This window comes from Deltaproteobacteria bacterium (assembly GCA_016930875.1).
Lineage (GTDB): Bacteria > Desulfobacterota > Desulfobacteria > Desulfobacterales.
In genome coordinates this window covers 1-11,089 of the sequence record JAFGFW010000171.1, presented here as the reverse complement: position 1 = coordinate 11,089, position 11,089 = coordinate 1, and the positions used below count along the sequence as shown (strand labels likewise).

Annotated in this window: 12 protein-coding genes; 5 read left to right on the top strand and 7 right to left on the bottom strand. The window is 49.4% G+C overall.

Annotated elements, in window-relative coordinates; genetic code table 11:
* Positions 1-162 precede the first annotated feature (162 nt).
* The 6 genes from JW883_14800 to JW883_14775 all read right to left on the bottom strand — a co-directional run bounded on the left by JW883_14800 (position 163) and on the right by JW883_14775 (position 3,548).
* Positions 163-504 (bottom strand): RNA-binding protein, encoded by a 342-nt coding sequence (locus JW883_14800; protein ID MBN1843536.1) that lies wholly within the window; start codon positions 502-504, stop codon positions 163-165.
* A 28-nt stretch (positions 505-532) separates the two neighbouring features.
* Positions 533-748 carry a hypothetical protein gene (locus tag JW883_14795; protein ID MBN1843535.1) on the bottom strand — a complete coding sequence of 72 codons (216 nt, stop codon included), beginning with the start codon at positions 746-748 and terminating at the stop codon, positions 533-535.
* 379 nt (positions 749-1,127) lie between these two features.
* Positions 1,128-1,328, bottom strand: a complete 201-nt coding sequence (locus JW883_14790; protein MBN1843534.1) for a cold-shock protein — start codon at positions 1,326-1,328, stop codon at positions 1,128-1,130.
* Between the two features lie 441 nt (positions 1,329-1,769).
* Positions 1,770-2,624, bottom strand: coding sequence for an MBL fold metallo-hydrolase (locus JW883_14785; GenBank protein ID MBN1843533.1), 855 nt, complete (start codon positions 2,622-2,624; stop codon positions 1,770-1,772).
* Positions 2,625-2,648: 24 nt separating this feature from the next.
* Positions 2,649-3,047 (bottom strand): hypothetical protein, encoded by a 399-nt coding sequence (locus JW883_14780; GenBank protein ID MBN1843532.1) that lies wholly within the window; start codon positions 3,045-3,047, stop codon positions 2,649-2,651.
* Between the two features lie 63 nt (positions 3,048-3,110).
* Positions 3,111-3,548 carry a DUF2784 domain-containing protein gene (locus tag JW883_14775; GenBank protein MBN1843531.1) on the bottom strand — a complete coding sequence of 146 codons (438 nt, stop codon included), beginning with the start codon at positions 3,546-3,548 and terminating at the stop codon, positions 3,111-3,113.
* 213 nt (positions 3,549-3,761) lie between these two features.
* On the opposite strand from JW883_14775, the gene JW883_14770 reads away from it, so the two are divergent.
* Genes JW883_14770 through JW883_14760 form a run of 3 tightly spaced genes read left to right on the top strand, consistent with a single transcriptional unit; the run spans position 3,762 to position 7,582 of the window.
* A complete protein-coding gene (locus JW883_14770; protein MBN1843530.1) occupies positions 3,762-5,411 on the top strand; it encodes a DUF885 family protein in 1,650 nt (549 codons plus the stop codon).
* The gene (locus JW883_14765) at positions 5,408-6,790 is read left to right on the top strand and encodes a hypothetical protein (GenBank protein ID MBN1843529.1); all 1,383 of its coding nucleotides are present in this window, start codon (positions 5,408-5,410) and stop codon (positions 6,788-6,790) included. Before JW883_14770 ends, JW883_14765 begins: the two co-directional genes overlap by 4 nt.
* Positions 6,791-6,838: 48 nt before the next feature.
* A complete protein-coding gene (locus tag JW883_14760) occupies positions 6,839-7,582 on the top strand; it encodes a methyltransferase domain-containing protein (protein ID MBN1843528.1) in 744 nt (247 codons plus the stop codon).
* 21 nt (positions 7,583-7,603) lie between these two features.
* Here JW883_14760 and JW883_14755 read toward each other — a convergent pair whose 3' ends face one another.
* Complete coding sequence (locus JW883_14755; GenBank protein ID MBN1843527.1) at positions 7,604-8,854, bottom strand: glycosyltransferase; 1,251 nt, start codon at positions 8,852-8,854, stop codon at positions 7,604-7,606.
* 395 nt (positions 8,855-9,249) lie between these two features.
* On the opposite strand from JW883_14755, the gene JW883_14750 reads away from it, so the two are divergent.
* Positions 9,250-10,566 carry a nucleotide sugar dehydrogenase gene (locus JW883_14750; GenBank protein ID MBN1843526.1) on the top strand — a complete coding sequence of 439 codons (1,317 nt, stop codon included), beginning with the start codon at positions 9,250-9,252 and terminating at the stop codon, positions 10,564-10,566.
* Between the two features lie 116 nt (positions 10,567-10,682).
* Positions 10,683-10,955 carry an HU family DNA-binding protein gene (locus JW883_14745; protein ID MBN1843525.1) on the top strand — a complete coding sequence of 91 codons (273 nt, stop codon included), beginning with the start codon at positions 10,683-10,685 and terminating at the stop codon, positions 10,953-10,955.
* Positions 10,956-11,089: the final 134 nt, after the last annotated feature.

Genomic DNA, 11,089 nt, shown 5'->3' with positions numbered 1-11,089 from the left:
CGCGCGAATCTTGAGGAATGAGGCGTACTTACGGTACGTCGCAATGACGAAAGATGAAGCGCAACGCCGCAGATGGACTTTTTACGAGTCCGTCAAAACTGTACCTGTCACAGGTTTTTCAAAGCGAATACAAGTGTTCTGGTTTTAACGTCTAAGGCCCGCCTACCAAGAACGCCTCCCTCCATCCCAGCGTCCACCACCTTGTCCCTTTCCGCTCCGCCTTCCACCTCCTGGCCCTCTTCCACCTTGACGACCACCGCTGGAACGAGGGCGGGCTTCGTTAACGTTAAGCTTTCGTCCTTTCAAGTCTTTGTCCTTCAGACTGTTTATAGCGGATTCTCCGTCTCCTTTTTTGGGCATCTCCACAAACCCGAACCCCTTTGATTGGCCACTGTATTTGTCTGTAATGATTTTTACAGATGTGACTTCTCCGAATGCTTCAAAAGTCTCCCGCAAATCCTCTTCGGTGACATCAAATGACAAATTGCCTACATAAATATTCATGGGAATCCTCCTCTAACAAAACTAACGCTTATTCATCATCGCCTAGATCGTCCCACTGCTCTGGCAGGGGCTGAGGCCCAGGCCGTATCCCTGCAATATCCGGATCTTCATCACTATTTTTCACCCTTACTTTGCCCCTGCGTTCTTTAGCCTCTATACGTCTAGCCTCTTTGGCTTTTCGCTTGTCCAAAAGCTTGATTTCCTTGAGACGTTTCCGAGGCGTGGGGCCTGACTTTTTTGCCATCTGCAACCTCCCACGGTTTTAATTCTACGTTTGTTGTCTCTGTTGCCCCGGGACGAAAGACAAGATTCTCGTCTTTCAACGCACCTGTCTAACCGTAGTTCTTTGCCAAAGGTGCAAGGCACCGTTTCGCGTTCCCCCACACACAGGCATGAGGTTAGGACAACGAGTTCATTCGCCTGTTGCCAGGGCGGCGTCTCAAAGAAAGGCTTCAGGGAAATCGTGCCTTTCTCCTTTTTGTGGGGCAATCGCACTTTAACATATCTAAAATTCGACATTGTTAGATCTTGATTCAACGTTCCCCTCTCGCCGATCCTTACAAATGAGAAAGGCACTTCGCCTAAGGTTGACGAAGTGCCCATGAAAATCAAACAGTTTCCAGCTAGAGCCTAACGACGTTTTTTGCTGCAGCGCCTTTAGCGCCCTGCTCAACTTCAAAGCTCACCGAGTCGCCTTCATCAAGTGTCTTGAATCCAGACCCGCTGATGGCGGAGTGATGAACAAACACATCCGTATCTCCATCCCGCTCGATGAAACCAAATCCTTTGTGGTCACTAAACCACTTAACGATTCCTTCTTCCATAGCGATTATCCTCCTTTCTTCTGCTTTCGTACAGTTTCAGGAGTTAAATCTGGAAAAGGCTGAAAAATCACATCGGTAGGGCACATGATGGGATTAAAGCGGGTTCCAAAAATAGGGATCCTGATTTCTATACTCGATCCCGTTCCTTCACAAGACAAAGGGTCAACAGGAAGGCGGTAATTGAACCGATATTTAAAATAATACTGCGCCCACCGCGGTTTGTCAATGTAAAAACCATGGCAAGCTGTATCGCCTAGAAACCGACCAAAGACGCGGCACCAGATCAATGGATATTATCTCCTGCACTTTCCCCAGAGATGTCTTTGTAAGACCTGTTTGGAAAGCTGTCACAGGTTCAATTCAACATCCCTTTCCATTAATGGGTCGCTCGACAAGACCCCAGGTAAAGATATCATGTAAGACCAAGTAAAATCCTGCCAGTTAAAACGTTTTGCTCCACCCGGCGCTGGCAAAGGCGAACCGGTCCTTGAATCTGTTGTAGCACACAGAGGCCGCTTCCTGTCCGGTGCAGTGAGAGACAGCAATGAGGTCCACTTTGTAGTCGTCAAAGGCATCCATGGACCTTTCCAACTGCTGACCAGGGCCGGTCATAAAGCCCAGGTGTGTGCCTCCGATCAGGGCGTGGAACTTCTTGTGTCCGGTCTTGGCCGAAAAATGGTTCATAACATTCACCACCCCTGAATGGGCGCATCCAAGCAGAATAACCGGTCCCTGATCCGTTTCGATTAACAGGCTGATGTCATCCAGCAGTGGGTCGTCAGTGATCTTACCGTCATGCTCGACCTTAAGCCTGGTGTCCGGGTGTTCAAAATCGGTCTTTTTGGGTACTTCCCCCGAAAAGAAGATCCCCGGCGCGATTTCGGCAAATTCCCGTATCCAGTTGAAACGGGCCTGCAGCGTCCCCTCCAGATAGTCTTGAGAGTACTTGATGCCGATGAAAATGTTTCGCTTGCCACCGGGCGTGTCCAGTTCAGCATACTTTCTGGCAAAAATGTCCGGATGGGCGATGACCTCCATCCCCCGAGAGGGATGGAGCACAGCCGGCAGGCCTCCGGTATGATCATAATGGCCATGACTGAGGATAACCGTTTTGATTTCCGCCAAATTGATTCGCAATACCTGTGCGTTATTGGCGAGCGTCATCCCTTGGCCGGTGTCAAAGAGGATCTTTTGCCCGTCTTTTTCAATAAGGGCGGAAAAGCCGTGCTCTCCCATCAGCCCCATCGGCCCCCCTGCGGTGTTCTCGCATAAAACTGTGATTTTTGTCTGGCTCATAGTTTCTCCTTTGGTGATCCTGAGTCACTTGAAATCAGGCAGGGCGCTGTGCAGATGCCAGCGCTTTTCTGTTGCGTCATATTCCCATCGTTGTTCATCAATGAGGGTTTTTACTACCAGGTAATCTGCATGGAAGTATCTGATCTCCACGGTCAATTCCACCTTCAGGTTATCTGGCGACGAAGTGCTTTCAAGCAATTCATAAGAGGTCACTCTTATGTTTTTGAGATGGTTGAAATCTGGGTCCTGTTGTCCGGCTCCTTCCTTTCTTGTGAACTTGTTTGCCACCCGGTAATCGCCAAAGCGAAGGGCTTTTTCGTAAGCAAGCGATGTGTCGTCAAACAATTCCATGCGCTGCGATGCCTCGAAAGCAGCGCATCCGACCAGCAAGACGACACAGAGGTACAAAATGTATCTAGCCATGGACGCCTCCTTCATACAGTTTGTAGGCCTTTAACCATGGAATGGATCTGCGATATCAGCGCCTCATTCATCGAATTCACTGGATGTGAGGTCGAGGATCTCGCGTTGAAAAAGGGCAAGGTTCGATGGAAACCTTATTGAAGGCCCATCACTGACTATCCCAATTTGGACGGAACGCTTCATCGCATCAGCCCTACGTGCTTGAATTGAAAACCCCATGGTCACAGCAATGAGAACAATCAGAACAGCCGTCCACTTGATTCTCATGATGTCTGCTCCTTGTAAGATGTCCGATCCGCTGTGAGTGACGTCGTCATCTTGGATAACCCAACAGATTCCTTTTGGGTACGAGGTTCCCACTATTACAGCCCACAGGGCAACTGGGACGTGTATCCATGCCATGCGGCGCCACTTCAGAACACAGAACCCCCCGAAGACTGAGAATAAAGCAAAGATAAAATGTGCCAATACGACCACATCGGCCAGAAAACGATAGAGCATTGCCTGTCTTCCCTGTCAAGCGTTGCCCTGCTTACACGTTCGGCAGCCGCCAGATAATCATGGTTTCTATCATGGGAAACCGGGCATTACAACTCGGAATTCTCCGACATCTTTTCGAGAGCCTCTTCTGACGCAATTGACAGATTTCTCCAGGAATGATAAGTTATCAACTACATTTCAAACCGACCTCCTACAGCCAATGGACATGACCTAGTGACAGACCCTCAAGCCGACTTGACCATTCACTACTTTGACTACTTAGCCAAATGCTTTCCCGTGATGTGTGCCAGTGACGAATTCCACTTTCTTCCTCGTGCCCAGGCCGCCAGCCGGTATTACGACAAGGTTGATGATCTCAATGCAAATGCTATCGACGAATGTCTCTTTACTCTGAAAAACATCCAAAGGGAATTCGATCTCCTGGCCACTCAGGAGAATGACCTGGAAAAGCTCACGGACCTTGAACTGCTGAAGGCCAATATTGCAGGGATTCTAATAGAGCTGGAAACAAAGGAGTCCTGGCGTCACAATCCTTTGCTCTATTTGAAGATCGCCTTTATTGGACTGGATCACGCCTTGACAAAGCCTACCTCAGAGCCGGAGGAGCGGACGGAAAGGACGTTGGCCCGCCTGCAAGCCATTCCCCGGCTACTCCAACAGGCCATTGACAATATTGACAGCGTGCCAAAGGCATATCACCAGGCCAGCCTAGAGATGATCGGTGACTGTAAGGACTATCTTAATGAAATCACTAATGGTTTCGCTGACAGGAGAGGCAGGCACCTTACAAAGGGATTGAAGAAATCCTGCTCCTCTCTGGATGCCCTTAACAGATTCCTGAGGGCCATTTCTCCTATTCCGAACGGACAGTTCATTGTTTCCGCCCTTGAAGCCACACTAAAAGACCATTTTCTGTCTGCCAGGAGTCTGCCCGAGGTATTTCAGATTGCCGAGGAGGAATGGCAGGACACACTGGCGCAACTGCAGAGGCTTCAAGCAAATATAGATCCCGGAAAATCCTGGAGAGAGTTGTACCATGCCTACTGTCCGTCAGATATTGAAAATCTGGAAATCATCTCCCTCTACCAACATGAAATAGACCGATTGCGTTCGTTTTTCCGCGAGCACAGTTTCAAGGACGTTGGATTGAACCTCTCCTTGAAACTTTGTGAAACACCCGCTTATCTGCGGTCTGTCCGAGGCTCGGCTTCTTTTAGCGCTGCCTTTAGCACAAATGTCAGGGAAAAGGATTTCTTCTATATGACAACCCGGCGGCCACAGCACAGGGGTCAAGAAGCCGGAGACCTCCTTAAAAAACGCCTTCATCGCGAATACAAATTCCTTGCCGCCCATGAAACCTTTCCAGGCCACCATTTGTTGGATTCTGTTCGAAGAAGCCTCGAAAATCCGGTGCGACGCCAAATTGAGTCACCACTTTTCTACGAAGGCTGGGCCTATTACGCTGAATCGCTGTTGAGCGAGTACGGCTATGTTGAAACTCCCATAGAATTCCTGGTCGATTGCAAGCGACGGCTGTGGAGGGCCGCGCGATGTCAAATCGATGTTGGTTTAAACACTGACATGCTTACCAGGGAAGATGCTATAAGATTGCTGACGACAGCGGGATTCACCCCTGAAGAGGCCCATCACCAGATAAACCATTTCGGACTTAACCCTGGTTATCAATTGTGTTATACGTTGGGCCGTTATGAAATTATGCAACTGAAAAGGACCTATGAAAGTAGAATGGGTCGCGATCAGTTTCACAGACAACTCCTGGAAGGAGGCGAACTTCCCTTTCAGCTCATTGAAAAGCGGTTTCAGAGCCTGAATGACGGAAATAGAACGAGGAGAAGTAATTGAAAGCATTTGGTGGATATCACTCTGAATGGAATCTCGGCAGCCCGGGCGGGTGGGATTATCAACGCATCACCCAAATCATCGGCAAGGCAGTCTGGCTTAGACTCAATGAAATCCGTCCAATTGAAGTGGATCTGGACTTTGACCATCCGTTGCTATTTCCGGTAGACAGGTTTGTGGAGATGCTGGTTCAGGCCCACACGTCTCATGATGGAAACGATGCAAAGTTGATTGCCGTGGTGGCCGAAGAAGAGACCCTGGAAAGTGTGACAGAAAACAGAAATCTGGCCGAACGCCTCAGTGGCGTCGATGGCATTTCCGGGGCGTTGATGGCTCCCCATGAACTCGAGTCGAAAAACGGAAAGGTCTGCTGGCAGGGTAAGCCCGTTTCAGTGATCTTTATGGATTTCAACACCGATGTACTGCTGGCCCTGCACCGTAAGCAAAACCTCTCACCCCTGTTGCAGGCCGTTCGAGAGAAACGGGTCATCAATCCTCGTGGCACCGAACCCATTAACGTGAAGAGCATGTTTGAAGTCATCACCACTTCCCATGGTAACCGATTTCACGCCGATATAGTGGAACGAACCCCCTGGACGCGTCAGTTCTATCCGCGCCGCACCAATGGTCCCAATGGCGAAGAGATCCACGATCTGATCGAGTGGGCCAGGTCTCACTGGGACGACCTGGTGCTAAAGCCTGAAAGGGGTTATTCCGGCAAAGGCGTGCGGGTTGGGCAAGTCAATAAGGATGCCGATGAAGCGGTGAGTCTGGCTCTTAAGGAGGGAAACTATATTGTCCAGGAAAAAATCCCTCTTGAATTGTGGGCCGAAGATATCCCCACATTGAATTCCGCAAGGGAGGAAATAGCGCTGGAGCGCTTCCAGACAGATTTCCGCTGCTTGATGGGACCTGAAGGGCTTTATGGATTCTTGAGCCGGTTTGGTTGGGTGCCAACAAACGTGGGCAGTGGCGGAGGGGTTCAGCCCCTGGCCGTCATTCGTTCGGACATGGGCATTGGCGAGGCAGCGGACCGTATCAATGATGCCATTTTGGAAATGGCATACGGAGATGTACTCGAAGTAGTTGAAATGCAGAAAAGGATGGCCATGGAGCACGACTTTACCTATCTGCTCGGTCCGATCAAGATCGCCCTGAGGCCGAGGCTGATCAGCCCATTCCAACTCAAGGCCCTTGAAACCTATGGAGTTAACCTGTGGTCGGACTGCCTGACCCTGGAGAAGATGTGGCAGGCAGGCGAACTCGATGACATCATAAAAATCGAGGAAGAAGAACTTCAAATCGCCCGGCTGCAGCCCTGGGGCGGTTCGCCCGCAATCATTGCCTCAGACGGGCTGTTTGATTTCAGGACCAATCACTAGACACCGTAAAGAATGAACTTTGAAGTGACCCCTGATTGGTGGAAGACCATGTTCGATGAGGTTTATCTCCTCACGGACGCCCGTTCGGTCTGCAACGAAGAAATCACCCACCGTGAGGTGGACCTAATCTGCGAACTTCTGCCGATCCGTTCCGAACACGAGGTCTTGGATCTGTGTGGCGGCAATGGCCGTCACAGCTTGGAACTGTGCGCCCGCGGCTTTGCGGGATGCACCCTGCTGGACTATTCTTTCTATCTGATTGACTGTGCCAGGACAAGGGCCGTCGAGTGCAACTATCAGATGAAATTCATCCGGGCCGACGCGAGAAGCACGGGGCTTACGCCCGACAGCTTTGACGACGTGCTGATTATGGGAAATTCCCTGGGCTATGTCCAGGAACACAGCGCTGACAGGCAAATCTTGGCCGAAGCCATGCGCGTCCTTCACTCCGGTGGCTGGGTTTTAATTGACGTAACAGACGGCGCGCAAGTCAGGGCTTCCCTTAACCCGACCGCGTGGCATGAGATTGGCGCGGATATCGTGGTCTGCCGAGAGCGCAAAATGGAAGGAAATACGCTATACGCACGTGAAATGGTTCTCAGCAAACAAAAAGGCGTAGTACGTGACTGCATTTACGCCATCCGTCTTTATGAGTCCCGAGCCATTTGGGATCTCCTGGAACAGGCAGGATTCGAGCAAGTCAAGCTCCATACCGATTTTTCCCCCCACCAGAGACCGGGAGACTATGGCTTCATGAACCATCGAATGCTCGCGGCAGGCCAAAAACCATAACGGCTCGCTCAAAAACAACCATCAGTGCCTTTTTTTCGGCCTCTCGTCCCAAGCTCGGACAAGATAATCCTTATAGTCTTCAAAGGCCTGGGCCTGCTCCTCAACCACTTCTTCGGCCTGGCTGGAAGTCATCTTTCTCGTCTGGTTGACAAAGGATGCTACACGACCAAGATAAAGGGGGGTGACCAGATTCACCAGTTGGGTCCGGTTGTCGGTCCAGCGATGGAAAGTAGCTGCGGTCTCGTAAAGAACCATGACCCAGGTTCTAGCGGGCATGATAAACTTGGTCTTGGCCTTGGAAGCGCATTTCTTAAGCTCCTCGAAACATTCCGGGCAGAAGATATCCCTATAGAGACCCTTGAAGTGCCGAAAGCCGGTTTTGTACTCTTTGACCAGCTGGTCAAGATCAATGTGAATAGGCTCCGGTTCCAAGATTTTCTCAAGTCCGAATAGGGGTACAGTCCGGCTGCCTTTGACAGCCTTCCACTCGGCCTCATGGTGCTCCATGAGGACAAAAAGCGTGTGGACCACCTGACGAAACATAGGCCCAAGCGACTCTGCAGGATCCTTGGCATCGTGGATCTTGACTCCCAGGTTGGACTGACAGATCTTTAAGTTGTTAGTAATCGCGTTGGTCGTCATCCAAATGTCAATGCCATAGCGGGCCACGTCCGTATCCCAGACATCCTGGTCAATATAGTATGCCGCCAGGTCGCCGACAAACGCGAAGTCGCCGCCAATGGGCTGACGGATGCGCAGCCCGTAAAGAGCACGGGTGAGATTATAGACGATATTATTTGTAATGGTTCCGTCATACTTGTACCGGGAATACACAGGGCAGACAAACTGGTAGTCATTTTCCAGAATCGGCTCAAGAAGATATTTTACCCAATCGCTCGTAATGGAGCGCAGGTCCGAGTCAACAACCATACAGGCTTTGACCTTTAGACGTTTTGCGGTTTCAAAGACGGATCGAAAGGCCGAGCCCTTCCCTGCCGGTCCCCGGTAGATGGAGGTAATCTTTTCCTGCCACGGCTTGATCTCAAAATCCTTGACGATCTCCCGGGTGTCATCGGTAGAGCCGCCGTCAGCGATCATGATAACAGACCGCAACTCCCTGTAATGGCGAAAAAGGCCGTGGCTGACCATCTGAATAACGTGAGTGATGGTTTCTTGGTTAAAATAACACGGAATGCCGATAAGAATGTCCGCACGCTCGATCTCTTCAATCCTCTTTGACGTGTACGCTCTAAGTGCCGTGTCGTAGCGCATGTGGTTTTCCCTCCTTCAGGGGAATAAATTATCCTAACACAATCATGACCTCAGTAAAACAAATATGAAAACGAAGGTCCCAAATATTCATGCTCGTTTGCTGCCATGCACAACCTAGCCTGGCATTTGCCTTGAAGTAACCGTTCAAGGGTTCAGGATTTACAAAAAACCTAACCCGTTGATTCGTGGTTTCATCCCGCCGCACGTCTGGCGGCCTAGCCTACTAGCAAAGTCAACGAAAAAAGGGTAACCCTGAACCTGTGAACGCCTGCGCCTTGAACAATGACCCTACAGAACTTGCGTGAGCCCACAACACGTGATAATAATAAAAATTCGGGCAATGAGAATCTGGCTTTGGTTATTGACACAACGCAAAACCCTGTGGAGAAAACAAGATGTTGAACCGGGCGGACTTTGAAAACGGAAAGGAAAAGATCTGCATAATCGGCCTTGGCTACGTTGGCCTTCCCCTGGCGGTCCTACTTGCTGAAAAATATGACGTTCTTGGATTTGATATCAATCCCGATAGAATTGAGGAATTGAAACAGCACATGGATCCAACAAATGAAGTGGACCCTGAAACCCTTGAGAAGTCCAATATTGAATTTACGGATAATGCCGAAATAATCTCTGGGTGTAAATTTATTATTGTAACTGTTCCAACGCCGATTGACAAACACCGAGTTCCTGACCTTCAGGCCATTGAAAAAGCGACTGAACTGATTGGAAAACATTTGAGTCAAGGCGCAGTGGTTGTGTACGAATCCACTGTATACCCCGGTGTCACCGAGGATATTTGTGTGCCGATCCTGGAAACCGAAAGCGGGCTTTCATGGAAGAAGGATTTCAATGTTGGATACTCGCCCGAAAGAATCAATCCCGGCGACAGGGAGCACACAATTGACAGAATAATTAAGGTTGTATCCGGTGACAGCCCGGGAATCAGTGACTTTCTGGCTGACATTTACGGCTCTGTTATTACGGCCGGTGTGCATCTTGCTCCTAATATCAAGACTGCTGAAGCGGCAAAGGTTATTGAGAATACCCAGCGTGATCTCAACATTGCTCTTATGAATGAGCTCTCCATTATCTTCAATAAGCTTGGAATAGGCACTAAAGAGGTCCTGGAAGCTGCCGGAACCAAATGGAACTTCTTGAGGTTCGAACCCGGCCTTGTCGGAGGCCATTGTATCGGAGTTGACCCTTATTACTTAACTCATAAGGCCGAAACCGTTGGCTATCGTCCACAAATTATTCTGGCTGGCAGAAGAATCAATGACAACATGGGCAAATACGTCGCAGAAAATGCGGTCAGAATGCTGATAAGGGCCGGCAAGACCGTAAAGGGCAGCAAGGTTTTGATACTGGGGCTTACCTTTAAGGAGAATATCAGCGACATACGCAATACCAAGGTGATAGATATTTACGGTGAATTAAAAGAATACGATATTGATGTGTATGTCAACGACCCCTGTGCTTACAAGGACGAGGTAAGGCATGCATACAATATTGAGCTTACTCATGACATAGAAGGCAATAAACCCTATGATGCAATCATACTCGCTGTAAAACATCGGCAGTATGTTGAGGGATTTGGTCTTGAAGAAATAAGAAAAATAAGCAGAGCGGACATGCCCATTCTGCTGGATGTCAAATCATTTTATTCCAAGAGAGAAGCTGATGAGGCTGGTTTCCTATATTGGAGATTATAGGAAATTATCGTAACAAAAATGAGTCTATTTTCTTGACTTTTCAGAAAAGTTGTTTTTATTACTACACACGGCTTCCAAGGAGCATTATATTCACTACAACAAAGGAGAAGGGCGTTATGACAAAGGGAGATTTAGTTGAACAGATGGCAAAGGATGCTAACATCTCAAAGGCTGCGGCCAACAAGGCCCTGAACTCGTTTATTGGCAGCGTCAAGAAAGCCCTGAAGAAGAAGGACGGAAAAATCACACTGGTTGGTTTCGGAACCTTTGCCAAGGTCCGCCGCAAGGCCAGGAAAGGCGTAAATCCTGCAACAGGAGAGAAGATTAAGATCAAAGCCCGCAATGCAGTGCGCTTTAAGCCGGGCAAAGGCCTTAAAGACGCCATTTAGGGTTCGCGAAGAAATTAATTTGCATTTTCAGGAGTCGAGGCACACGCATGGCAAGGCGCGAGGAGGGCGAATAGCAAGCTATTTAACCGACGAGCAACGCAGCCAGGCGGGATGGATCGGCGCATCAAAATGTG

Excerpts from the sequence above, each read along its gene's own strand:
- JW883_14750 (MBN1843526.1), top strand. The coding sequence starts at position 9,250 with ATGTTGAACCGGGCGGACTTTGAAAACGGAAAGGAAAAGATCTGCATA.
- JW883_14795 (MBN1843535.1), bottom strand. The coding sequence starts at position 748 with ATGGCAAAAAAGTCAGGCCCCACGCCTCGGAAACGTCTCAAGGAAATC.
- JW883_14755 (MBN1843527.1), bottom strand. The coding sequence starts at position 8,854 with ATGCGCTACGACACGGCACTTAGAGCGTACACGTCAAAGAGGATTGAA.
- JW883_14760 (MBN1843528.1), top strand. The coding sequence starts at position 6,839 with ATGTTCGATGAGGTTTATCTCCTCACGGACGCCCGTTCGGTCTGCAAC.
- JW883_14790 (MBN1843534.1), bottom strand. The coding sequence starts at position 1,328 with ATGGAAGAAGGAATCGTTAAGTGGTTTAGTGACCACAAAGGATTTGGT.
- JW883_14800 (MBN1843536.1), bottom strand. The coding sequence starts at position 504 with ATGAATATTTATGTAGGCAATTTGTCATTTGATGTCACCGAAGAGGAT.
- JW883_14785 (MBN1843533.1), bottom strand. The coding sequence starts at position 2,624 with ATGAGCCAGACAAAAATCACAGTTTTATGCGAGAACACCGCAGGGGGG.
- JW883_14775 (MBN1843531.1), bottom strand. The coding sequence starts at position 3,548 with ATGCTCTATCGTTTTCTGGCCGATGTGGTCGTATTGGCACATTTTATC.
- JW883_14745 (MBN1843525.1), top strand. The coding sequence starts at position 10,683 with ATGACAAAGGGAGATTTAGTTGAACAGATGGCAAAGGATGCTAACATC.
- JW883_14780 (MBN1843532.1), bottom strand. The coding sequence starts at position 3,047 with ATGGCTAGATACATTTTGTACCTCTGTGTCGTCTTGCTGGTCGGATGC.